Origin of the sequence: Ideonella alba, from assembly GCF_018069845.1 — a bacterium.
Taxonomy (GTDB): Bacteria; Pseudomonadota; Gammaproteobacteria; order Burkholderiales; family Burkholderiaceae_C; genus Ideonella; species Ideonella alba.
This window is the reverse complement of sequence record NZ_JAGQDD010000001.1, coordinates 407371-430656: the sequence shown is the minus strand read 5'-3', so window position 1 is coordinate 430656 and position 23286 is coordinate 407371. Positions and strand designations below refer to the sequence as shown.

16 protein-coding genes and 2 pseudogenes are annotated in these 23286 nt (G+C 68.0%); 13 read left to right on the top strand and 5 right to left on the bottom strand.

What is annotated here, in order from left to right; genetic code table 11:
* Positions 1-79: 79 nt before the first annotated feature.
* The gene (locus KAK03_RS01795; protein WP_210851458.1) at positions 80-2098 is read right to left on the bottom strand and encodes a capsule polysaccharide biogenesis protein; all 2019 of its coding nucleotides are present in this window, start codon (positions 2096-2098) and stop codon (positions 80-82) included.
* Between the two features lie 26 nt (positions 2099-2124).
* Positions 2125-2904, bottom strand: a complete 780-nt coding sequence (cysQ, locus tag KAK03_RS01790) for a 3'(2'),5'-bisphosphate nucleotidase CysQ (protein WP_210851457.1) — start codon at positions 2902-2904, stop codon at positions 2125-2127.
* A gap of 9 nt (positions 2905-2913) precedes the next feature.
* Between cysQ and KAK03_RS24770 the strand changes: the two are divergent.
* The 7 genes and pseudogenes from KAK03_RS24770 to KAK03_RS01760 form a co-directional block, all read left to right on the top strand.
* Positions 2914-3399: pseudogene (locus tag KAK03_RS24770) on the top strand (helix-turn-helix domain-containing protein); the annotation flags it as partial.
* A 510-nt stretch (positions 3400-3909) separates the two neighbouring features.
* A complete protein-coding gene (cysD, locus tag KAK03_RS24765) occupies positions 3910-4809 on the top strand; it encodes a sulfate adenylyltransferase subunit CysD (protein ID WP_247660904.1) in 900 nt (299 codons plus the stop codon).
* Positions 4810-4854: 45 nt separating this feature from the next.
* Complete coding sequence (gene cysN, locus KAK03_RS01780) at positions 4855-6759, top strand: sulfate adenylyltransferase subunit CysN (RefSeq protein WP_210851455.1); 1905 nt, start codon at positions 4855-4857, stop codon at positions 6757-6759.
* A gap of 69 nt (positions 6760-6828) precedes the next feature.
* Positions 6829-8562 (top strand): SLC13 family permease, encoded by a 1734-nt coding sequence (locus KAK03_RS01775; protein WP_210851454.1) that lies wholly within the window; start codon positions 6829-6831, stop codon positions 8560-8562.
* 50 nt (positions 8563-8612) lie between these two features.
* Positions 8613-10685: an alpha/beta hydrolase family protein gene (locus tag KAK03_RS01770; protein WP_210851453.1), complete on the top strand. Its 2073-nt coding sequence runs from the start codon at positions 8613-8615 to the stop codon at positions 10683-10685.
* A 273-nt stretch (positions 10686-10958) separates the two neighbouring features.
* Complete coding sequence (locus KAK03_RS01765; RefSeq protein WP_210851452.1) at positions 10959-11273, top strand: hypothetical protein; 315 nt, start codon at positions 10959-10961, stop codon at positions 11271-11273.
* A 69-nt stretch (positions 11274-11342) separates the two neighbouring features.
* Positions 11343-12686 (top strand): NAD(P)-binding protein, encoded by a 1344-nt coding sequence (locus KAK03_RS01760; RefSeq protein ID WP_210851451.1) that lies wholly within the window; start codon positions 11343-11345, stop codon positions 12684-12686.
* 64 nt (positions 12687-12750) lie between these two features.
* Here KAK03_RS01760 and KAK03_RS01755 read toward each other — a convergent pair whose 3' ends face one another.
* Entirely contained in the window at positions 12751-13569 is an 819-nt protein-coding gene (locus tag KAK03_RS01755; RefSeq protein ID WP_375140965.1) for a nucleotide-binding protein, read from the bottom strand.
* A 323-nt stretch (positions 13570-13892) separates the two neighbouring features.
* Here KAK03_RS01755 and KAK03_RS01750 point away from each other — a divergent pair, with 323 nt between their 5' ends.
* From KAK03_RS01750 to KAK03_RS01735, 4 genes are read left to right on the top strand one after another with little or no spacing between them, the layout of a single operon-like run.
* Complete coding sequence (locus KAK03_RS01750; RefSeq protein WP_210851449.1) at positions 13893-15287, top strand: undecaprenyl-phosphate glucose phosphotransferase; 1395 nt, start codon at positions 13893-13895, stop codon at positions 15285-15287.
* Positions 15288-15303: 16 nt separating this feature from the next.
* Positions 15304-16503, top strand: a complete 1200-nt coding sequence (locus tag KAK03_RS01745; RefSeq protein WP_210851448.1) for a hypothetical protein — start codon at positions 15304-15306, stop codon at positions 16501-16503.
* Positions 16504-16552: 49 nt separating this feature from the next.
* The gene (gene epsE / locus KAK03_RS01740) at positions 16553-17389 is read left to right on the top strand and encodes a polysaccharide export protein EpsE (protein WP_210851447.1); all 837 of its coding nucleotides are present in this window, start codon (positions 16553-16555) and stop codon (positions 17387-17389) included.
* A gap of 27 nt (positions 17390-17416) precedes the next feature.
* A complete protein-coding gene (locus KAK03_RS01735; RefSeq protein WP_210851446.1) occupies positions 17417-18181 on the top strand; it encodes a tyrosine-protein phosphatase in 765 nt (254 codons plus the stop codon).
* 50 nt (positions 18182-18231) lie between these two features.
* Here the strand turns inward: KAK03_RS01735 and KAK03_RS01730 are convergent, their stop codons facing one another.
* Both KAK03_RS01730 and KAK03_RS01725 read right to left on the bottom strand, forming a co-directional pair.
* Positions 18232-20331, bottom strand: a complete 2100-nt coding sequence (locus tag KAK03_RS01730; protein WP_310738454.1) for an O-antigen ligase family protein — start codon at positions 20329-20331, stop codon at positions 18232-18234.
* Between the two features lie 112 nt (positions 20332-20443).
* Complete coding sequence (locus tag KAK03_RS01725; RefSeq protein ID WP_210851444.1) at positions 20444-20695, bottom strand: hypothetical protein; 252 nt, start codon at positions 20693-20695, stop codon at positions 20444-20446.
* 313 nt (positions 20696-21008) lie between these two features.
* Here KAK03_RS01725 and KAK03_RS01720 point away from each other — a divergent pair, with 313 nt between their 5' ends.
* Both KAK03_RS01720 and KAK03_RS01715 read left to right on the top strand, forming a co-directional pair.
* A complete protein-coding gene (locus KAK03_RS01720; RefSeq protein WP_210851443.1) occupies positions 21009-21725 on the top strand; it encodes a hypothetical protein in 717 nt (238 codons plus the stop codon).
* Positions 21726-21926: 201 nt separating this feature from the next.
* A pseudogene (locus KAK03_RS01715) lies at positions 21927-23013 on the top strand (IS3 family transposase); the annotation flags it as partial.
* Positions 23014-23286 lie beyond the last annotated feature (273 nt).

Sequence of the window (23286 nt, the reverse complement as noted above, 5' to 3'; positions counted from 1 at the left end):
GTCCGCGATCCCCAATAGTGAACCTACAGGGGCTTTGGAACCGCCGAAACCGTGACCTATGCCTCCATTGCGGCGACTATCAACGTCCACGCAAGCGGCGTGCCCATCCCAGCAGCCAGCGCCGGGCCGCCCGCCGGGCCCGTCCCTCGGGCGGGCGCTCGCGCCAGGCCAGCAGCGCGTCGATCGCCCGCTCGGGCGGGCAGGGCAGGCCACTGGCGGGGTCCACGTAGCGCGGATACAGGATCAGGGCGGCGGCCACCAGGCTGTCCAGGTCCAGCCGGCGTTGGCGCCGCGGCAGCGCCACGCGGTCCTCGGTCAGGCCCCAGCCGGCGTAAAAGGGCGCACCCCAGCAGACCACCCGGCGCTGACGCAGCAGTGCTTCAAAGCCCGCCAAGGAAGTGAGTACATGCACTTCGTCCACCTGCTCGATCAGCAGGTCGATCGGCACGTCCACCACCACCTCGTCGGCGCTGGCCTGGGCCTGGGCCTCACCGTCACCGGCGCGGCGCAGGCCGGCCACCACATCGGGGTGGGGCTTGTAGACCAGCCAGGCGTCGGGGCGCTCGGCCCGGGCGGCGCGCAGCAGGTCGGCATTGCGGCACAGTCCTGGTGCACCCCAGCGCAGGGACTCATCGGCCTCCACCTGGCCCACCACCAGCAGCACCGGCCGGTCACCCGCCGGGCGCTGCCAGGCGCGGCCGGCCAGGTTGTACTTGGTCAGGCGCGCCGCCAGGATGCGCTGGCGCAGCGCCGCCGCCCGCGCGCGCAGCGCCGCCGGCAACTCGCCCGACTGCAACCACTGCTCCAGCTGCGAGGGTGCGGTGGCGTCGTAGTACAGGCCCTGGGCGTCGACGACCCAGGACAGCGGCTGGCGCATCTCGGCGCCCAGGCCCACCGAGCGCAGGAAACCGTCCTCGACCCGGCGCACACTGGCCGGCACGCCACCAGCCGGAGGCGCGGAGCGGCCCCACAGCACTAGGTGTTCGCCGCCCGCCAGCGGCTGGCGCGCCGACTGGAACTGCACCTGGCTGCCCGGCATGAAGCGCCGCAGGATCGGCCGTTTCCACCAGGAGAAGCCCACCGCGGTGACGCGTTCGGGATCCTGCTGGCGCTGCTGACGCAGCCAGCCCACGGCCTGCACCAGCGCCTCCGGGGTGCAGCGTGCACCACCGTGGGGATGCACCTGGCGCGGGTAGTCCACCAGCGCCGCGTGAACCAGCGCCTCCAGCGCGGCCGGGGCGCGCCGCGGCAGCGGCCGCTCATCGCTGCTCAGGCCCCAGCCGGCGTAGAAGGGCAGGCCGAAACAGCGCAGCGGGCGGCGCCACAGCAGCGCCTCGAAGCCCATCTGCGAGGTCACCACATACACCGCCGCCACCTGCTGCAGCAGATCGGGCGGGTGCACCGGATCGGCCAGCCACACCACCCGCGCGGCGACTCCCGGCGTCAGGCGCTCGGGCGAGAAATGCCCGCGCTTGCGACCGGTCAGCACATCGGGGTGGACCTTCAGCAGCACGCGCGCGCCGGGGTGTTCGTCCAGCGCCGCTTCGAGCATGCGTGCAAAGCTGCTGGCGTCGGCGCCGCCGTGGGTGATGGCGGCGTCGCCGGCGGTCTGGTCCACCACCAGCACGTCGCCCGGGCGCACCAGGCCGGCGGGGTCGCGGTCACGCGCCAGGTTGTACTTGGACACGCGCGCGTCGCACCAGGCCTGGCGCAGCGCCTCGGCGCGCGCGGCCTGGGTGGCGTCCACGCCGGCGGCGATCAGGCGCTCCAGGCGCGAGGGCCGGCTGGCGTCGTAGTAGATGCCCTCGTCGTCCAGCACCACCGACCACGGCGGCGCATCCGGCCCCAGCGCCAGCGAGCGCAGGAAGCCGTCCTCCAGCCGCAGCAGCGGCAGGCCGTGGCGGCGCGCCAGCGCTTCGGCGCGCTCGGCGCTGGGCTTGCGGCCCCAGGCCAGCACCGCGTCGGCGTCGGCCGGGGAGCGCACCAGCCGGGCCCCGTGCAGCAGCTCGGGCAGCGTGGCGATGCGCGCCACGCCCGGCGTGGGCGCCCACAGGCGACGGCCCTCCAGCAGCGCCGCGCAGGCGTCCGTCACGGACATGGCCAGGGCGGGCGGGGCGGGGCCGGTCAGAGACCGGCGGCGGCGAAGTGCGGGTTGTCGAAGCCCGGCTTGCCGTAACGCAGGTCGGCGCCGTCGGCCACCACCGTGACCTTGCCACCCGCGGCGCGCAGCACGGCGTCACCGGCGGCGATGTCCCACTCCATGGTGCGGCCCAGGCGCGGGTACAGGTCGGCCTCGCCGGCGGCCACCAGGCACAGCTTCAGCGACGAGCCGGCGTTGGTGCGCGAGGCCACCTTGCGGCCCCCCAGGAAGGCGTCGAGCGCGGTCTCGTCGCCGTGCGAGCGGCTGGCCACCACGGTCAGGCCCTCGGCGGGCACGGCACGGCAGCGGATGGCGCGGCGGCCCTGGGCGTCTTCCAGCCAGGCGCCCTGCCCGGCCACGCCGCCGAACAGGCGGCCGATGGCCGGCGCATAGACCAGACCCAGCACCGGGCGGCCCTGCTCGATCAGCGCGATGTTCACGGTGAACTCGCCATTGCGGCTGATGAACTCCTTGGTGCCGTCCAGCGGATCGACCAGAAAGAAGCGGTCGCTCACATCCGGAATATTGCCCGCCGACACGGCCTCTTCGGCCACCACCGGGATGCCCGGGGCCAGGCGCGCCAGGCCAGCCAGGATCACCGCCTCGGCGCGGCCATCGGCCTGGGTGACCGGCGAATCGTCGCCCTTCTTGGTCACATCAAAGTCGGTGGCGTAGATGTCCATGATGACCTGACCCGCATCGCGGATCAGCGGCACCAGGCTTTCCAGCAGGGCGGACAGGTCGGGGGTGGTGGCTGCGTTCATGGTGGGGTCATGCCAAACAAGGGATGCCCGATTGTGCAGCGCCCATGGCACACTCCCACCCCTAAAACATTTATTGACCAGACCGTGTCCACGCACGCACCCGACGTTTCTGCGCTGAATTCACGCCGCCGGCGTGCGGTGCAGCTGCGCGTGGACGGTCTGAGCCTGAGCCAGATCCAGGCCGCCACCGGCCTGAGCGTGCCCACCATCATCAAGGCCTACCAGGCCTTCGAGCAGGGCGGCTGGCAGGCAATCGACGTGGCCGCACGCGGCCGCCCGCGCGGCAGCGGCCGCGTGCTGGACGCCGCCCAGGAGGCCGCGCTGCGCCAGGCCGCGTTGACCCAGCCCCCCGAAACCGCCGGCCTGCCCGCCGGCCTGTGGGACACCACCGCGCTGCAGGCGCTGGCCCGCCAGCGCTGGGGCCTGAGCCTGGAGCCGCGCGCGCTGTCGCGCCTGCTGGAGCGCTGGGGCCTGGCCCTGCACAGCCTGGCCGACGCCGCACCCCAGCGCGGCCCCGGCGCCGACTGGCTGCGCGAGGGCTGGCCCGCGCTGCAGCGCGAGGCCCGCGCCCAGCACCGCAAGCTGCTGTGGGTGGGCGCGCTGGCGCACCACAGTGGCGCACCCGCAGGGGCCGGCATCCTGGTCGCCCTGACACCGCGTGGCAGCCTGCGCTGGCTGCCGGTGGAGCGCCTGTCGGCGCTGGACGGCTGGCGCCGCCTGTTCGAGCGCCTGGCCGCCGACCCCGACGGCCCCTGGCTGCTGGCCCTGCACGGCCCCGACCTGCGCCGCGCGCCCACTCTGACCGCTTGGCTGGCCACCCAGCCCGCGCTGGCACTTCAGGATTGCCCGATCGCGCCGATACGCCGAGCAGCGGCCGAAGCGCCGCCCGTGACCAACGCCACAACAAACGATCCCCCGCGTGCCGCGCCAGCGGCGAACATCCCGTCCTTCGACAGCCGGGCCCGCCCCGCCGTCGCCAACATCCCACCTGCGCAGGAAAAACCGATGAGCCTGACCCACCTCCAACGCCTGGAAGCCGAGAGCATCCACATCATGCGCGAGGTTGTCGCCGAAGCCGACAACCCGGTGATGCTGTATTCGATCGGCAAGGACTCGGCCGTGATGCTGCATCTGGCGCGCAAGGCCTTCTACCCGGCGCCGCCGCCGTTCCCGCTGCTGCATGTGGACACCACCTGGAAGTTCCGCGCCATGTACGAGCTGCGTGACCGCATGGCCAAGGACTCGGGCATGGACCTGCTGGTCTATCACAACCCCGAGGCGATGGAGCTGGGCATCAACCCCTTCACCCACGGCTCGCAGATCCACACCGACATGTGGAAGACCCAGGGCCTGAAGCAGGCGCTGGACAAGTACAACTTTGATGTGGCCTTTGGCGGCGCCCGCCGCGACGAAGAGAAGAGCCGCGCCAAGGAGCGCATCTTCTCGTTCCGCAGCGCGCAGCACCGCTGGGACCCGAAGAACCAGCGCCCCGAGCTCTGGCGCCTTTACAACGGCCGCAAGCACAAGGGCGAGTCGATCCGCTGCTTCCCCATCTCGAACTGGACCGAGCTGGACATCTGGCAGTACATCTACCTGGAAAACATCCCCATCGTGCCGCTGTACTACGCCGCCGAGCGTCCGGTGGTCGACCGTGACGGCACCCTGATCATGGTCGACGACGAGCGCTTCCCGCTGCGCGAGGGCGAGGTGCCGATGATGAAGAGCGTGCGCTTCCGCACCCTGGGCTGCTACCCGCTGTCGGGCGCGGTGGAGTCCACCGCCAGCACGCTGACCGAGATCATCCAGGAAATGCTGCTGACCAAGACCAGCGAACGCCAGGGCCGGATGATCGACCACGATTCCGCTGCTTCCATGGAGAAGAAGAAGCAAGAAGGCTATTTCTAAGCCCTCGACCTTTCATCTTCACTCCCTACGCACACAGGAAAGACCATGGCACACGTTTCCGACATGATCTCGGTCGACATCGAGAAGTACCTCAAGCAGCACGAGAAGAAATCGCTGCTGCGTTTCATCACCTGCGGCTCGGTGGACGACGGCAAGTCCACCGTCATCGGCCGGCTGCTCTATGAATCGAAGATGCTCTTCGAGGACCAGCTCGCCGCCATCGAGAACGACTCCAAGAAGTGGGGCACCCAGGGCGGCGACATCGACTTCGCGCTGCTGGTGGACGGCCTGGCCGCCGAGCGAGAGCAAGGCATCACGATCGACGTGGCCTACCGCTTCTTCAGCACCGACCGCCGCAAGTTCATCGTCGCCGACACCCCGGGCCACGAGCAGTACACGCGCAACATGATCACCGGCGCGTCCACCGCCGACGTGGCCGTGATCCTGATCGACGCGCGCAAGGGCGTGCTCACGCAGACCCGCCGCCACAGCTACCTGGTCAGCCTGATCGGCATCCGCAAGGTGGTGCTGGCCATCAACAAGATGGACCTGGTCGACTACTCGCAGGAGGTGTTCGACCGCATCAACGAGGAATACCGCGTCTTCGCCAAGCAGATTGGCCTGAACGACATCACCAGCATCCCTCTGTCGGGCCTGAAGGGCGACAACATGCTGGAGGCCAGCGCCCACACGCCCTGGTACCACGGCCCCACGCTGATGGGCTTCCTGGAGACCTGCGAGATCGACGAGGCGCGCCAGCAGCGCGAGGCCTTCCGCCTGCCGGTGCAGTGGGTCAACCGCCCGAACCTGGACTTCCGCGGCTTCTGCGGCGTGGTCACCGGCGGCGTCATCAAGCCGGGTGACCGCATCCGTGCCCAGCCCTCGGGCCGCGAAAGCAAGGTGGCGCGCATCGTCACCATGAACGGCGACCTGCCGATGGCCGTGGCCGGCCAGAGCGTGACCCTCACGCTGGAAGACGAGATCGACATCTCGCGCGGCGACGTCATCTCCACCGCCGACAGCCCGGCCGAGGTGGCCGACCAGTTCGAGGCCACCATCGTCTGGATGACCGACGAGCCCATGCTGCCGGGCCGCCCCTACCTGCTGAAGGTGGGCACGCAGACGGTCACTGCCACCGTCACCGAGCCCAAGTACAAGGTCAACGTCAACACGATGGAGCACCTCGCGGCCAAGCAGCTCGAGGTCAACGAGATCGGCGTGGTCAACCTGGCGCTGGACCGTCCCATCGCCTTCGACCCCTACACCGCCAACCGCGACACCGGCGGCTTCATCCTGATCAACCGCCTGACCAACAACACGGTCGGCGCGGGCATGCTGCACTTCGCGCTGCGCCGCTCGCACAACATCCACATGCAGCATGTGGACGTGGACAAGGCCGCACGCGCCACCGCCAAGGGCCAGAAGCCCGCGGTGCTGTGGTTCACCGGCCTGTCGGGCGCGGGCAAGTCGACCATCGCCAACCTGGTCGAGAAGAAGCTGCACGCCATGGGTCGCCACACCTACCTGCTCGACGGCGACAACGTGCGCCACGGCCTGAACAAGGACCTGGGCTTCACCGAGGCCGACCGGGTGGAGAACATCCGCCGCATCTCCGAGGTGGCGCACCTGATGGTGGACGCCGGCCTGATCGTGCTGACCGCGTTCATCTCGCCGTTCCGTTCGGAACGCGCGATGGCGCGCAGCCTGATGGGCGAGGGCGAGTTCGTCGAGGTCTATGTGGACACCCCGCTGGACGTGGCCGAGGACCGCGACGTCAAGGGCCTGTACAAGAAGGCCCGCCGCGGCGAGATCACCAACTTCACCGGCATCTCCAGCCCCTACGAGCCGCCTGAGAACCCCGAGATGCGCGTGAACACCACGAACCAGTCGGCCGAGCAGGCCGCTGACGCGGTGATCGCGGCGCTGCGCCAGCGCGGCATCATCGACTGAGCGGCTGACACAGCTCATCCTGCCCCTGCCGGGCGCACCACGGTGCGCCCGGCCTGACGGAGTCATGCCATGACCTGGCAACAAGGCCTGGTGTTCGCCACGCTGGCGCTGCTGATCGTTGAGCTGGTGCGTGGCCGGCGCGCGCCCGGCACGCTGTTCGCCGGTGCAGCGTTCCTGTTCGTGATGCTCGACTTCATCCCCATGAAGGACGCGCTCAGGCAGTTCACCAACAACGGCCTGATCACCGTGGTGGTGTTGCTGCTGCTGTCCATCGTGCTGGACAAGTCGCGCATGCTGGAGCTGATGGCCGAGAAGCTGGTGCGCGGCCCCTACCGCTGGGCACTGGTCAAGCTGTACGGCGCCACTGCCGTGTACAGCGCCTTCCTGAACAACACTGCCGTGGTGGCCTCGCTGATCGGGCCGCTCAAGGGCAACCGCGAGCACAGCGCCGCGCGGCTGCTGATTCCCATGTGCTATGCCGCCACGCTGGGCGGCATCCTCACGCTGGTGGGCACCAGCACCAACCTGCTGGTCAGCAGCCTGCTGGCCGGCCGGCACATGCCCGAGCTGCACCTGTTCGACCTGTTCCCGGTGGGCATCCTGATCGTGCTGTCCTGCGGCGCGGTGATGATCCTGCTGTACCCGCGCCTGCTCAAGGCACAGCCACCGGCCGAGGACGAGGCCAGCGACTACTTCCTCGAGGCCGAGGTGCTGCCTGACTGCCCGCTCGTCGGCAAGACCATCGAGCAGGCCGGCCTGCGCAACCTGGGCCACCTGTTCCTGACTGAGATCGTGCGCGGCGACAACCTGATCGCCCCGGTCGAGCCCGACCGCTTCGTCAATGCCGGCGACATCCTGGTCTTCACCGGCGATGTCACCCGCATCGACTTGCTGGCCCAGTTTCCGGGTCTGCGCCCGCACGGCCACCATGATGATCTGCCGCTGACCAACCTGGTGGAGGTGGTGGTGGCGGCCGGCTCCACGCTGGCGCGGCGCACCATCCGCGAGGTGGATTTCCGCTCGAACTTCGACGCCGCCGTGGTGGCCGTGCGCCGCGGCGCCGAGCGCCTGGGCGGCAGCATCGGCAATACCCGGCTGGAGGTGGGCGACGCGTTGGTGCTGGTGGTGGGCCAGGACTTTGAAAAGCGCAACAACCTGGGCCGCAACTTCGTCATCGTCTCCAAGCGCGAGGTGCAGAAGTTTGTCGACCCGCGCAAGGGGTGGCTGTCGATGATCGGCTTTGTGGCGGTGATCGCGCTGGCCGCCTTCGGCCTGGTGGACTTCCTCAAGGGCATGCTGCTGTTGCTGGTGCTGTTCCTGGCCAGCGGCCTGGCCAGGGTGGCCGACCTGCGGCGCAATGTGCCCTGGGAGCTGATCATGATCATCGCGTCATCGCTGGTGATCTCCGAGGTGATGCTGGGCACCGGCGCCGCCAAGCTGCTGGCCGGCGGCCTGCTCAGCGGCGCCGAGCAGTTCGGTCCCTATGCCGCGCTGGCCGTGCTGCTGCTGGCCACCTGGATCCTCACCGAGCTGATGACCAACAACGCCGCCGCGGCGCTGGCCTTCCCGATCGCGCTGGGCGTGGCCGAACAACTGGGCCTGTCGCCCATGCCCTTTGTGATGGCGGTGCTCTACGGCGCCAGCTGCAGCTTTGCCACCCCCTACGGCTACCAGACCAACCTGATGGTCATGGCCCCGGGCCGCTACCAGCTGCGCGACTACCTGCGCGCCGGCCTGCCGGTGGCGCTGACCTTCCAGGCCGTGGCCCTGGTCGCCATCCCGGTCTTCTTCCCCTTCCGCTGAAGGCGCCGCGGCGCTGCGTGCTACAACCCGGTCCTCTCAGGAGGACCTCCATGCTGCACCGTGCCCTGTGCGCGGCCACGCTCGCCGCGTCGGCCGCCCTGCTCACCGCCCTGCCCCACCTCAGCGCCCAGGCGCAGAGCGCCGCGCCGGCCGCCAGCCCGGCCCCGGCCCAGGTGCCGCTGATCGAGCGCGCCCGCTTCTTCGGCAACCCCAGCAAGGTGGCCGGCCGCATCAGCCCTGACGGCCGCTGGCTCAGCTGGATTGCGCCGCGCGACGGCGTGCTCAACATCTGGGTGGCCCCGGTCAACCAGCCCGAGCAGGCCCGCGCCCTCACGGCCGAGACAAGCCGCCCCATCCGCTCGTACTTCTGGGCCCCCGATTCGCAGCGCATCCTGTTCATCAACGACAAGGGCGGCGACGAGAACTTCCTGCTCTACGGCGTGCCCGTGGCCGGCGGCGAGCCGCGCCTGCTCACCCCCTTCGAGAAGACGCGGGTGCAGATCGTCAAGATCAGCCGCGAGCGCCAGGACCGCATCCTGCTGGGCATCAACAACCGCGATCCGCGCTGGCACGACATCTACAGCCTGGACCTGGCCAGCGGCCAGCTCAGCCTGGTGCTGCGCAACGAGCAGGGCTGGGCCAGCTTTCATGCCGACGAGCAGTTGGTGTTGCGCCTGGCCGAAAAATCCCGCCCTGACGGCGGCACCGACTACCACCGCGTGAAGGACAACCAGGTCGATGCCACGGCGCTGAGCAGTGTCTCGATGGAGGACTCCACCACCACCGGCCCGCGCGGCTTCACGCCCGACGGCCGCACGCTGTACTGGACCGACTCGCGCGGCCGCAACACCGCCGCCCTGGTGGCGCAGGACCTGGCCACGGGCAGCACCCGCGTGGTGGCCGAAGACCCGCGCGCCGACATCGGCAGCGTGCTCACCGACCTGCGCGACGGCCGCGTGCTGGCCTGGCAGGTCAACTACCTCACCGAGGAGTACGTGGCCAAGGATCCGGCCGTGGCGGCTGACCTGGCCTACCTGCGCGGCGCACTCAAGGGCAGCTTCACGCTGACCGCCCGCACCAATGCCGACGACCGCTGGGTGCTGGCGGTCGATCCGGTGACCGCGCCGTCCTACACCGTGCTGTTTGACCGCCAGGCGCGCCGCCTGACGCCGCTGTTCGTCAGCCGCCCCGAGCTGGACGGCGCGCCGCTGGTGCCCATGCAGGCGCTGGAGCTGAAGGCGCGCGACGGCCTGACCATGGTGAGCTACCTGTCGCTGCCCAAGGACGCTGATCCGCAAGGCAGCGGCCGGCCCGCCAAGCCGGTGCCGATGGTGCTGCTGGTCCACGGCGGCCCCTGGGCGCGCGACGACCACGGCTACAACAGCTACCACCAGTGGCTGGCCAACCGCGGCTACGCGGTGCTGTCGGTCAACTTCCGCGGCTCCACCGGCTTTGGCAAGGCCTTTGTCAGCGCCGGTGATCTGCAATGGGGCCGGCGCATGCACGACGACCTGCTGGACGCCGTGGACTGGGCCGTCAAGAACGGCATCACCACCCGCGAGCAGGTGGCCATCATGGGCGGCAGCTACGGCGGCTACGCCACGCTGGCCGGCCTGACCGTCACGCCCACCGCCTTTGCCTGCGGCGTGGACATCGTCGGCCCGTCCAACCTGTTCACGCTGCTCGAGTCGATCCCGCCCTACTGGGAGAGCTTCCGCCAGCAGCTCTACCGCCGCATGGGCGACCCCACCACCGAGGCCGGCAAGGCGCTGCTCAAGGAGCGCAGCCCGCTCACCTACGCTGATCGGATCGTGCGCCCGCTGCTGATCGGCCAGGGCGCGAATGACCCGCGCGTGAACGTGCGCGAGTCCGACCAGATCGTGCAGGCCATGGCCGAGCGCAACATCCCCGTCACCTACGTGCTGTTCCCCGACGAAGGCCACGGCTTTGCCCGACCGGTCAACAGCATCGCCTTCAACGCCGTGACCGAGAACTTCCTCGCCCGCTGCCTGGGCGGCCGGGCCGAGCCCATCGGCGACACGCTCAAGGCCTCGACCGCGCAGGTCAAGCATGGGGCGGCGTACACGCCGGGGCTGGCGCAGGCGCTGCCGGCGGGGCGCTGACCGAAGGGCACATTTGGCGAAATCGCGTTGCCCGAGGGCAACGGTAACGCTTTCGCCTGTCTTCTATGTCATCCCCCCCTATTGACCATGATGGGACGGTTGCTGAATATCACCGGTTACATCAATGGATCGGGTGGGCGCCTCAAGTCCGCAGCGCCCCCACCGAAGACAAGGGAGCGAACAATGCCACATGCTCAGTCGACTGAGCCCTTTCTCATTGAATGGGGTCAGGCGCGACGTCAGCCCACGACCACCCCCATCCGTGCTTTCAGTGTGACCTCCAACGTCTCACCTCAGCCACCTGGCCGCGACCGCGAACCGCCGCCGCGCTGGGACTTTGACGGCCTGCGTATCGCCGCGGTGGGTGCTGACCAGGCCAGGGAACTGCTGGAAGAGAGTCTTCCAGCGCTGCGTGCCGACCCTGGTTTTCAGCTGCTGCTCCTGATGACCCCGACCGAATTCAAGCGCAGCGGGTTGGACGCCAGCGAGCTCGGCCACCAGGGTGTCGCCTTCGCGCTGGAGGCCGACGTCAGTCGGGCCGCCGCCGAACACTGGGTCAACCAGTTTCTGGCCCGCCACAAGCTCTGAGGTTCCGGCGTTCGCCGGGCTTCCCGCCGCTGCGCGGGAACCGCCCAGGTGCGCCTGCCCGCTCGACCTATGGCCGACCCCATCCTTGCCATGCACCGCCACTCGGCGGGCTTGTACGAACTCAGCGCGCTGCGCACCGGCAGCCTGCGCGACCAGATGTTGCGCGCCACCGCCATGGTGGAGCGACTGCATGCCACCCGCCGCATCCGTTCCGATATCGGGGGCGGTCTGCTCGTGATCGGTGGTGGCGCAGCGGGTTTGTGCGCCGCCAAGCGGGCCAGTGAACTGAATGTCGAGGTGCACCTGGCCGAGGCTCGCGGGCGCCTGCTGGGGCCCCAGCGCGGTGTCAGTACCCGCCTGATTGATCCGGTTGAATACGACTGGCCCCACCGACATTGGGACCAGGCGGGCTTCCCTGCCGGATTCGGCCGGCCTCTGCCACTCCGGTTTGCTGCAGACACGGCGGCCAAACTGGCTGTGGCGTGGGGCGTGGAGTTCAATCGCGCCGTGCAGGCATCGAGGGTAGCGAGTCGCAGCACACCCGCGTTGGGCCAAATTCACCTCCATATGGGCCATCGGGTTGAGGCCTCGGACGTGCAAGACCTCAGCGGTACCGCATCGACGCCTGTGTCCAACGTTCAATGGCTGCGACGTTCCGGGGCCCCGCTCCTGTTCGGTGCTGCACTGTCCTGTGTGGGCTTCGGCGACGAGGACGTGAAAGCGGGCCACTTTCGCGGAAGGCCGTTCTGGTCTGCCGACGACATGAGCCTGTGGCCTGCCAAGGCCAAGATATTGGTTTCAGGTGGCGGAGACGGCGCCATGCAGGACCTGCAGCGCGCCGCGACCGGCCTCTTCGGCCGGGCGCTGTTCGAAGCCTTGGACCTGCCCAGCCTCCTGGAGCAGTTGCCTGAGTCCCGCGAACTGGCCGCCGTGGAAGATGCTCATCGACGCCTGCTGGCCTGGAGCGCACCTGGCACGATTGATCCCTCGCTGCTGCACAGTTGGAACCAGGCCTTTGAACAAGTGGCCGATGCGGTGGCCAGACAGTGGGACCAGGATGCGACTCGCCTGCAACAGGCGCTGGCACTCATCCGTCGGCCCCATGTGACCTGGTCCATGAAGCACCCGCAGCTTGGCCCGTGCTACGCGCTCAACCGCCTGTTGGCCCTGCTGGTGGTGCGACTCCTGCAGCGACATCCGGACCGCCAGAGCCATCCGCACTTCTTGCCCGGCAAAGAACTGCTCGACGTTCACCTGGCGGATGGTCGTTCAGGCCTTGCTCACTTTGGGGATGGCACAACGCTGCCGGTGGACCGCGTGGTCGTTCGGCACGGCATCCAGAAGACGCAGGGCGTACCCCTGTTCGGCAACGCACCCATCAGCACCCAACAGGTCCCGTTCGCTCTGATCTGACGGACCTGCCTGCTTCAGCGGGTCACTCTTGAGCCGCCGAGTTCAGTACAAGAGACAGGCCGATTCAGCGCCGCGCCATCAGCCACCCCGGCAACAGGCGTGACAACCGGCCAGGCTTGCTCGGCATGGGGGGAGTGGTCAGATCGAGGAGTTGGGAGGGCTGGGTATCTGCCGGTGGCTGCTTGGGCCGCAACGGCACCACCTTCGCCGCCAGGCGCAGACTGGGGGTCAGCGGATCTTCCTTGGGCTGCGGAAAGAACACCGGGTTGGCCCAGTTGAGCAGCGGCTGCCATTGCTCGCGGTCATTGGCACCCACGTTGTCGGGCATGTCAAAGAGGCTGATGCCGTTTTCCACCGCGCGCACGTAGATCTGCGCCATGCGCAGCGAGGTGATGTAGGGGATGTTCACGCTGGCCGCCCACTCGGCGGTGATGCGCTCTACATGCGTGCGTGAATCCACCCGCATGCCCACGGCGGCCACCCGGCACTGGCCTTTCATGATGCGAGGGTGGCTGCGCAGCTCGTTCCAGCAGTCCGAGGCGGACTCGCGGTCAAACACCGAGCCGCCCACCGGCAGCAAGATGGCGTCGGCCGCCATCACCACCCGGGCCAGGCCCAGGCCGTGCAGGCCGCCGGGCGTGTCCAGCACCAGGTGCTGCGTGCCCAGCGCTGGCCGCGCCAGGCCCACGGAATCGCCCACCCAGCCCACGATTGGCGGCGCCGCTGAGGGCCGGCGCGCCAGCCACACCCGCATCGATTGCTGGTGGTCCAGGTCGCCCAGCGTGACCGACCCGGTGCTGCGCGCCAGGTACACGGCCAGGTTGGTGGCCAGCGTGCTCTTGCCGCTGCCCCCTTTGCGACTGACGACTGCCAAGGTGCCCATGGCGGCGCAAGTTACATGGTCTTACAGGTGGGGTCAATCCGCCGTTGTGCTCAGGGGCGCCGCTGGCGTGCGCTTGCGCACACTTGGCAGGCCCGGGTGTTCACCCGGGCATGGCGCTTGCGGCTGCCACCGCATGACCCCCTGGACCGTGTCAAGTGGGCGCACTCATCAGTTCCGTGGACACCGCCGCACACAGAGGCCTTGCATTCGTGAACTGATGATCACCCCTTCGTAGCACGCTATTTACAATCCGACTGTTGTTACCAAGGGAGTGCGCCGATAGGTTGCAGGCCACCAGAGCCTGACCACCTGCGGCACCGCCAATGTTTGAAGACCACAGCGCCCGCAAGCGTTTCCTGAGTTCGCCGCCGTCCGTGCCCACGGCGGTGGCGGCCATCATGGAGCCGGTGGTGGCGTGCGTCACGCTGGCGTTCTGCCATTCGTTGTACCGCCAGCCGTTCAGCGGCATCTCCACCGCGCTGATGGTGCTGCTGCTGGTGCTGATGTTCCCGGGCGCCAACCGCTTTGGGCAGACCGGCGTGGGCGTGGTGATCAACACCCTGCTGTCGTGGCTGGGCGTGCTGCTGGTGCTGCTGCTGCTGGGCTACGCCACCAACACGCTGCAGCAGTTTCCGGCGCGGATGCTGGCCACCTGGATGGTGCTCACGCCCGTGATGCAACTGCTGCTCACCGTGGTGGGCACCAGCTGGCTGCGCCACCACGCGTCATTGCCCAGCTCGCGGCGGCCGGCGGTGGTGGTGGGAGCCAACCACAGCGGGCAGCGGGTGTCGGCCATGCTGCAGGCGCGGCGCTCGTTCGGCCACGACCTGATGGGCTATTTTGACGACCGCACGCCCGAGCGCACCGAGCTGCCCCCCGGCGCCACGCTGCTGGGCCGGCTGGCCGACCTGCCCGCCTACATTGACGAGCACGGCATCAAGGACGTGTTCATCACGCTGCCCATGAGCTCGCAGCCGCGCATCCTGGACCTGATGGAGTCGCTGCAAAACACCACCGCGTCGCTGCACTACGTGCCCGATGTGTTTGCCGTGAACATCATCCAGGGCCGCCTGACCGACATGGGCGGCGTGCCGGTGGTGGGCCTGATCGTCACGCCGTTCACCGGCGTGAACGGCCTGATCAAGCGCATCAGCGACATCGTGCTGGCCGCGATCATCCTGGTGCTGATCTCACCCATCCTGCTGGCGGTGGCCATTGGCGTGAAGCTCAGCTCGCCCGGGCCCATCATCTTCAAGCAGCGCCGCACCGGCCTGGACGGCGAGGACATCAACGTCTACAAGTTCCGGTCCATGGTCACCCAGGACAACGGGCCGGTGGTGCAGCAAGCCACCCGCGGAGACCCGCGCATCACGCGCTTCGGGGCCTTCATCCGCAAGACATCGCTGGACGAGCTGCCGCAGTTCATCAACGTGTTGCAGGGCCGCATGAGCATTGTGGGACCGCGCCCGCACGCCGTGGCCCACAACGAGCAGTACCGCCAGCTGGTCAAGGCCTACATGGCGCGTCACAAGGTGAAGCCGGGCATCACCGGCTGGGCCCAGGTGAACGGCCTGCGCGGCGAGACCGACACGCTGGACAAAATGGCCGCCCGGGTGGAATACGACCTGGAATATCTGCGTAACTGGTCATTGGGCCTGGACCTGCTGATCATCGCCCGCACCGCCAAACTCATGTTCTTCGACCGTGGCGCCTACTGATCTTCTCCTCACCGCCGTGCGCCGCGCCGTGCTGGCGCTGCCGCTGCTGTCCGCCACCGCCGCGCTGGCCGAAGGCAACCCCTGGGGCATTGCCGGCGAGCTGGACATCACGCATGACAGCAATGTGCTGCGCGCGCCCACGGGCAGCGCGGTGTCTGACACCATTTTTTCGGCAGGCTTGCGAGGGCAGCTGGACCAGGGCATCGGCCGCGAGCGGCTGCGCGTGAATGCACTGCTCGAGCACAACCGCTTCCAGAACCAGCGCGAGCTGGACAACCTCAGCCATGAGGTGACTGTGGGCCTGAGCTTTGAGCCCGGCAATCTGGTGTTTGGCGAGCTGAACCTGCGCAATGCCCGCAACCTGGCCAATCGCACCCTGGACAACGGCACCGTGCTGGCCCAGGGCAATCTGGAGCGGCAAACCCAGGCCAACCTGCGGCTCAGCAAGGGCGTGGTCACCACCTGGACGCTGGTGGGGGGGCTGGACGCGTTCCAGCGGCGTGAGTCTGACGCCGCCTTTCGCTCGCAGAACCTATCGCGCAACAGCATGGACCTGGGTGTACGCTACCAGTCCACCCCCGAGCTGGGCCTGACCGCGCTGCTGCGCCACACCCAGGGTGAATACCCCAACCTGGGTGCTGGCGATGACTTCTCACGCAATGACGTTGAGCTGCGCCTGACCTGGGAGCCCAGCGGCGCCAGCCAACTCGAGGCGCGGCTGGTGCGCGGCGTGGAAAGCCACTCGCTGGCCACCGTGAGTGACGGATCACAGTGGTCGGGCTCGGTGCAGTGGGCCTGGCAGCTCAGCGGCAAAACGCGGCTGTTCAGCCGCCTGGCGCGCGACAGCGACACCGGCGCCCGAGACAGCAACTCCAGTAGCACTGACACCATCACCAGCTACAGCGATGCCCGGGTGCGCACCACTCTGGACCTGGGCGTGCGCTGGCAGGCCACAGGTAAGATCGCGGTGGACGCCGCGGCCAGCCGCTCGCAGCGCAGCCTGAGCGCCAGTCTGCAAGGCGGCACCAGCAACAGTGCTGGCTCTGACCGCACCCAAACCCTTCAGCTCACTGCCACCTACCAGGCCCTGCGCAATCTGCAGTTCAGCTGCCGCGCCGCTCGCGAGCAGCGCAGCACCAGCGGCGTTGTGGCGGGGCTGTCTTTTCCGTATTCCAGCACGTCGTACGGCTGTTCAGTGCAGGCCTGGCTGCGCTGAGGCCATCGGTTCGTCGTACGCTCTGACCCTTCACCGGCCTTGCCTATCCATGTCTCGTCTGCTTTCTTTGCTGCTGTCCCTTGTTTTGCTGGCTCCGGCGGCAGTGTGGGCCCAGCCCACCTCGGCCCCCGTGGCTGCGCTGGCCCCTGCCACCGCACCCGAGTACCGCCTGGGCCCGGGCGACACCATCCGCGTGCAGGTGTACCAAAGCCCTGACCTGAGCCTGGAGCTGCGCCTGAGCGACGCCGGCATGGCCAGCTATCCGCTGCTGGGCGCCATCCGCCTGGGCAGCCTGACTGTCAGCGAAGCCGAGCAGTTCATTGCTGAAGGCCTGAAGCGCGGCGAATACATCAAGAACCCGCAAGTCACCGTGGTGCTCATGCAGGCCCGGGGCAGCCAGGTGAGCGTGCTGGGTCAGGTGGCCCGCCCCGGCCGCTACCCGCTGGAACAAGGCGGCACCCGCATGAGCGAGGTGCTGGCCCAGGCCGGGGGCGTGCTGCCTCAGCAGGGGGCTGACCGGATCGTGGTGGTCGGTACCCGCGCCGGCAAGCCGTTCCGCACCGAAGTGGACCTGCCCTCGGTGTTTGAAACCTCTGACCGCCCCGGTGACCTGGTGCTGCTGGGCAACGACGTGTTGTGGGTGGAGCGCGCCCCGCTGTTTTACATCTATGGCGAGGTGCAGCGCCCCGGCCAGTTGCGCCTGGAGCGTGGCATGACCCTGCTGCAGGGCCTGGCCGCTGGCGGCGGCCTGACCCAGCGCGGCACTGAAAAGGGCATCCGGGTGCACCGCCGCGGTGCTGACGGCAAGATCGAGCAATTGCAGCCCGACATGGCCACCCCGCTGCGCGACGGCGACGTGATCTACGTTCGCGAAAGCCTGTTCTGACCCTTCCTGCCGTACCCGCCCTGCACCGTGATTGACCTGCACTGCCATCTGCTGCCCGGCATTGACGACGGCCCCGCCACCCTGGACGACGCCCTGGCCCTGGCCCGCGCGCTGGTGGCCGACGGCGTGCAGCACGTAGTGGCTACGCCGCATGTGTTTCCGGGCCGGTACGAGAACAAAAGAGGCGGCATTGCCCGCGCGCACGCCGCCTTTGTTCAGGTGCTGGCCCAGCACGGCGTGCCGCTGCAATTGAGCTACGCGGGTGAAGTGCGCCTGGGCCCCGAGGTGCTGGAGTGGCTGGCCCGGGACGAGCTGCCGTTCCTGGGCGGCGAGGCCGCGCACCGTGGCCAGGCCCCCCGCGTGATGTTGCTGGAAATGCCCGACGGCCAGGTGCCCCTGGGCACCGACCGCCTGTGCGCCACGCTGAGCCGCCAGGGCATCGTGCCCTTGATTGCCCACCCCGAACGCAACCGCGGCGTGATGGAACAGCCCGACCGCCTGCAGCCGCTGGTGGACGCTGGCTGCCAGTTCCAGCTGACCGCCGGCTCCCTGCTGGGCGACTTTGGCAGCCGCGCACAAGACGCCGCCTGGGACCTGTTGGACCAGGGCCTGGTGACCGTTGTGGCCAGTGATGCGCACAACCTGCGCGGCCGCGCGCCCCGCATGGGCGCGGCGCGCGAATGGCTGGTTCAGGAATACGGCGAGGCCACCGCCCGCCGTCTGACGCTGGATGCCCCGGCACGCCTGTGCGGCCTGTCGGCGGCGGCAGCCACCTGGCCGCGCGCCGCCTGACGCGCGGTGCCTGACATCACCTGGGCCTGTGCCCAGGGCACGGGCCGCGCCTATTCGTCAACAAAGCTCAGGCCGAACTCGGCCGCTTCGTCATTGATTTCCTTGCGCAATTCGGCGTCGCCCAGCTCAAAGCGGCGCATCAGCCACTGCTGAACATCGGCGGGCGCCTGGTGCCAGGTTGGCAGGGCCTGGTCCAGGGCCAATTGCAACACTGCACGCTCGTTCGGCCCCAGGCTCAGCGCCTTCCGCCAGGTGTCCCAGGCCAGCGGGGCCTGGCCCAGGTAGAACTGCGACTGGGCCACACCCAGCCAGGGACGTGGGTCCTGCGGGCGCAGGCGTGCTGCCTGCTGGAAGTGCGCCAACGCGCGCTGGCGCCATTGCAGCACCTGCGCCGGGCGGGCCGCCCGCTGTTCAGCGGTGGCGCCTTCAGCGGGCTGGCGGGCCGCCAACACCAGCAGAAAGTGCCCGGCCCGCAGGTGTGGCTGCGGTGCATCGGGTACCAGCGCCAACGATTGCTCCACCCGCTGCAGCGCGCGCTCCAGGTCTTCAGCTGGCACGGGGCGCAGCTTGCCTCGGTTGTCGGCGTGGCGTGTCAGCACGTCCCAGGTGGGTGCGGCCAGCCAGTCGGCCACCAACAGGCGCCCGCCCCACCACAGCACCCCCGCCGCCACCAGCAGCACCGCGGCGGACACCGCCTGAACACGCCATGGCCGGGCATGGAGCTCTTCTGCCCGCACGCGCGCTGCACCTCGACTGCGCCGTTGCAGCTTCAGCGTAAAAGGCAGCGCCAGCAGCACGGTCATGGTGAGCGCATTGGCCGGAATCTGCAGGTTGAAATCCACCACGCTGTGCAGCCCCAGGCAGCCCAGCGCCATGAAGGTGGACACCGCCACGCCCCGGTGCAGCCGGGGCTGCTGGTCATCCAGCAAAAGCCAGGCTCGCCACCCCGCCAACAGGCCCACGCCCAGCCACAGCGCCAGACCCAGCAGTCCCACTTCTACGGCCTGCTGCGCGTAATCGCTGTGGGCGTAGTTGAACTGGTAGGGGATGACATCGGGCGTGCGAACCTTGGGAAACACCGCCTCAAAGCTGCCGCCTCCCCAGCCCAGCACAGGGCGCTGCGGCACCAGCTGCAGGGCGGCCAGCACCGGTGTGAGGCGCGAGCTGAGCGACTCTTCCCGGAAACGTTCACTGTCAGAGACATCGTCTGGCGGCGCCACCACGCCAGAGGCTGCCAGTTCCGGCAAGGCCATGTCGGTGCCCTGCAGGCGCGTGACCACCTTTTCCAGACCCACCAACTGGCCGATGATGAAGATATCGACCACCACCATGCTGGCCACCAGCCACAGCGCAGGCCGGCGCAGCTTGGTCGAACGCAGCGCCACCAGCAGCCCCACCAGCAGCAAGGTGATGAAGAACGCCGCGTTGCCCATGCGTGAGCGGGTGAGCACCAGTGCAATCACCAGCACAATCAGCAGCAGGCGCAGCAGCATCTTGGGCGACATGGCGAACTGCGCCAGGGCCAACGTCTTGCCTCGCCATCCATCCGGCTGGCGCTGACCGTCATCGCCAAACTGGGCCACCATCAGGCCCAGACCGGCGGCCAGACACAGCTCCATGAAGCCGGCCAGGTGGTCGGCGTTGGGGAACGTGCCGGTGGCCCGGCCGTACCACTCAAACGGTGTGTGGAAGAGCGAAAAATCCTGCCCGCCGGACAGCAAGGCCGCCCCCACAAAGGCCTGGACCAAGCCCGCCCCCACCAGCGACAGCAGCAGCCAGCGCAGACGCTGCTCTGTGGTGACGCCCAGCAGCACCGCCGCAAACGCGCCGGTGTACAGCAATGTGCGCAGCAAATAGTCTTGTGTGGCGTAGGGGTCTTCTGTGGCCCAGGCTGCGGGCAGCAGCCCTTCAGCGGCCAGCAGTTGCAGCCCCACCAGCCCCCCCAGGCCCAGCAAGCACAGCAACGGTGCGCGCGCACCAGATAAAGCCGCCGACGCGCCCAAATGGCCCGCGGCAGCAGCAGGTGCACGCAACACCAGCAGCGCCCAACCGGCCAGCGCCACCCAGCAGGCCAGCGCAGCCAGACCGGTGGCCCAGCCGCGGTTGCCGCCCAGCAACAGGGGCAAAATCAGCAGCAGCGCCGCCAACACCCAGAACAAATGGCCACCGGGTGCGCTGCTACGCACCGGGCGGCCACGAGAACGGGATGTACGGCGACGGCCGGCTTGAACTTCAGCCGAACTCAACAGCCGTCAGCCCAGATCAGCTCTTGCTGGGCGGGCAGTTGGGCAGATCAACGCCCTTGCGGCACAGGCAACGCACATACTTCTTGTACGTTTCCTTGCGCTCGCAGCGCTCTTCAGGATCCTTGCCGCCCAGCAGCGAGTCAGCGGACGCCACCTTGGTAGCTTGGGCAGGCTGTGCAGCCTTGACCGTGACAGCAGCGTGCGAAGCCGAGCCCAGGCCCAGAGCCAACACGGCCGCCAGGCCGGCAATCAATTGCTTTGCGTTCATGTTCATTCCCTCAAGACAAGAAGAGTCCAGGTGGTGCTACACCGCCAGTGGGGTGCAATGTAGCATCTGGTTGCGTAAACGTGAAGTGGCAGGATCTCCACCAAACGGATGACGCACGGCGTTCATCATGCTGCCATCATAGAAGCTCTAGCATGTAGTGAGCCCAGGATGTGGCGCTCGCCCACCCCCCCCTAAGTTGGCTGTCTTGTCAGTTCAACACAGGGTGTAACAGGAATGGGCATCGTCGCTTACACTGGCCTGGCACTTGCTTAGGCTTTTGCCACCTTCTTGACCACAAGCTTCTGGGGGATTCATGACTCGTCTTACCGCACGCACTTTGCTGGCTCTGGCCGCTACCGCCCTGATGAGCTCGGCCGCGCTGGCCGCGCCGGCCGCGACCGCCGCCAAGGCCGGCCTTCAGGCTTCCAAGCTCACCAAGGCCGAAAAGGCCGCCAAGTCCTTCGCGGTTGACCCCGACAAGGTCTTGTGGGACCAGTACGGCGACGGCAACGCTGACGGCGCCATCTCGCAGCAATTTGTTGGCGACTCCTCCTACGACAGCGAAGCCGCTGACGACTTCCTTGTGCCGGTTGGCGGCGTGTGGCAGGTCAGCAAGGTGCTGGCCCGCGGCATCCTGACCAACGAGGCCACCGTGCCCAGTGCTGTCGTGGTGTCGTTCTACGACAAAAAGAAGACGCTGATCAGCACCCAAACGGCCACTGCCATCGAAGTGACCGGCCCGTCCCTGCGCATCACGCTGCCCAGCAATGTGCGCCTCACCGGCGGTGCCAAGAAGCCCGGGCGCTACTGGATGTCTGTGGTGCCGGTCATGTCCGACACCGAAGGTCAGTGGTACTGGCAAACCATGAACATCGGCAACGGCATGGCGGCGCTGTGGCGCAACCCTGGCAATGGCTTCGGCACCGATTGCACCAGCTTCGACACGCTGGGCAAGTGTGTGGGCATTGAAGGGGCCAACAAGGCTGAGCTGCGTTTCCAGGTCATTGGCAACGACCGCACCAGTGAGTAAGCACCACGGTGGCCTTCAGCAGCCCGCCTTAGGCTAGCAACGGCCCCATCATGGGGCCGTTTTCCTTCTTGACGTCGCATGTCTCGCGGTTTGGCGCCAATTTAGCCGGATGGACCATGAGGATTGAGTGGCGTACTCGCAAGCTCCCCCACTGAGTAGACAACCTGAAATCAGAGACTTCCGCATCTTCGAGGAAGAGCGATGAGGATGTCGAGATTCACAGAGAGCCAGATTCTGGCGATCCTGAACGAGGGCGAGACGGGGCTGGCCGTGGCGGAGGTGTGCCGCAAGCACGGCATCAGTTCGGCGACGTACTACCAGTGGAAGAGCAAGTTCGCAGGGATGTCCGTCAACGAGCTCAAGCGCGTCAAGGAGCTCGAGGCGGAGAACGCCCGGCTCAAACGCATGTACGCCGACCTGGCGCTGGAGAACGCTGCGATCAAGGACGTGCTGTCGCGAAAATGTGACGCCGATCGCCAGGCGTGCCGCGGTGCAGATCATGGTCGAGGAACACCATCTGTCCCGTGTGCGCGCCTGCCAAGCCGTGGGCTTACCGCGGTCGGCGCTCTACAAGCCCACGACAGACCAGGCCGCCAAGGATGCGCCAGTCATCCACGCCATCAACGGCGTGCTGGAGAAGCGCCCGCGTTGGGGCTTCTGGAAGTGCTTTGACCGGCTGCGCAAGGACGGGCACGGCTGGAACCACAAACGGGTGTACCGCGTGTACTGCGCGATGCGGCTGAACCTCAAGCGCAAGGTCCGGCGCCGAGTGTTGACACGCGAGCGCCAACCGCATCTGGCCAGCTCGGAGCTGAACCGCGTCTGGGCCTTGGACTTCATGCGCGACACGCTCTACGACGGCAGGCCGTTCCGAACCTTGAACGTCATCGACGAGGGCAATCGCGAGGCGCTGCGCATCGAATGTGGCACCTCGATCCCGTCATCGCGCGTGGTGCGGGTGTTGCATCAACTGGTGGAGATGTTCGGCCAGCCCGAGGCGATCCGCCTGGACAACGGCCCGGAATTGACCGCCGAGGCGTTTGTCGGATGGGCAGAGAGGAACAAGGTGAAGCTGCTGTTCATCCAGCCCGGCACGCCCAACCAGAACGCCTTCATCGAACGCTTCAACCGCAGCCTCCGCCAGGAGGTGCTCGATGCCTGACTGTTCAATGCCGTCAGCGAAGTGCAGGCCGCTGCCGACGACTGGCTGATTGACTACAACGAGTACCGGTCGCGCGACTCCCTCGGCAAGGTGCCGCCGGTGGTGTTCAAACCAAGGTGTTCAACCAGGAAGTCTCTACTTCTGGATTGTCTACTTGACGGGGGAGCTTACGAGACCGACTCAAACTGGTGCATCGCAGCAAAGCCCGCTAAAATCGCGGCCAAGTTCGTTCGAAGGCAGACTCAAGGGACCCGCTACGAACCCATCGCAGCTTCGCTGTCCGCCTGCGCGATGGTCGGCACGATACCTGCTTGGCATTGGGAGCTTGGAAGTTGAAAGCCAGGAACCCATTGCAGTGCCCGGCACACTATGGAGCCACGCGTACAAGCAGTGCGACGG

Coding starts and splice junctions, on each gene's coding strand:
- KAK03_RS01775 (WP_210851454.1), top strand. CDS start 6,829: ATGACCTGGCAACAAGGCCTGGTGTTCGCCACGCTGGCGCTGCTGATC.
- cysQ (WP_210851457.1), bottom strand. CDS start 2,904: ATGAACGCAGCCACCACCCCCGACCTGTCCGCCCTGCTGGAAAGCCTG.
- KAK03_RS01750 (WP_210851449.1), top strand. CDS start 13,893: ATGTTTGAAGACCACAGCGCCCGCAAGCGTTTCCTGAGTTCGCCGCCG.
- KAK03_RS01795 (WP_210851458.1), bottom strand. CDS start 2,098: ATGTCCGTGACGGACGCCTGCGCGGCGCTGCTGGAGGGCCGTCGCCTG.
- epsE (WP_210851447.1), top strand. CDS start 16,553: ATGTCTCGTCTGCTTTCTTTGCTGCTGTCCCTTGTTTTGCTGGCTCCG.
- KAK03_RS01770 (WP_210851453.1), top strand. CDS start 8,613: ATGCTGCACCGTGCCCTGTGCGCGGCCACGCTCGCCGCGTCGGCCGCC.
- KAK03_RS01760 (WP_210851451.1), top strand. CDS start 11,343: ATGGCCGACCCCATCCTTGCCATGCACCGCCACTCGGCGGGCTTGTAC.
- cysD (WP_247660904.1), top strand. CDS start 3,910: ATGAGCCTGACCCACCTCCAACGCCTGGAAGCCGAGAGCATCCACATC.
- cysN (WP_210851455.1), top strand. CDS start 4,855: ATGGCACACGTTTCCGACATGATCTCGGTCGACATCGAGAAGTACCTC.
- KAK03_RS01725 (WP_210851444.1), bottom strand. CDS start 20,695: ATGAACGCAAAGCAATTGATTGCCGGCCTGGCGGCCGTGTTGGCTCTG.
- KAK03_RS01755 (WP_375140965.1), bottom strand. CDS start 13,569: ATGGGCACCTTGGCAGTCGTCAGTCGCAAAGGGGGCAGCGGCAAGAGC.
- KAK03_RS01720 (WP_210851443.1), top strand. CDS start 21,009: ATGACTCGTCTTACCGCACGCACTTTGCTGGCTCTGGCCGCTACCGCC.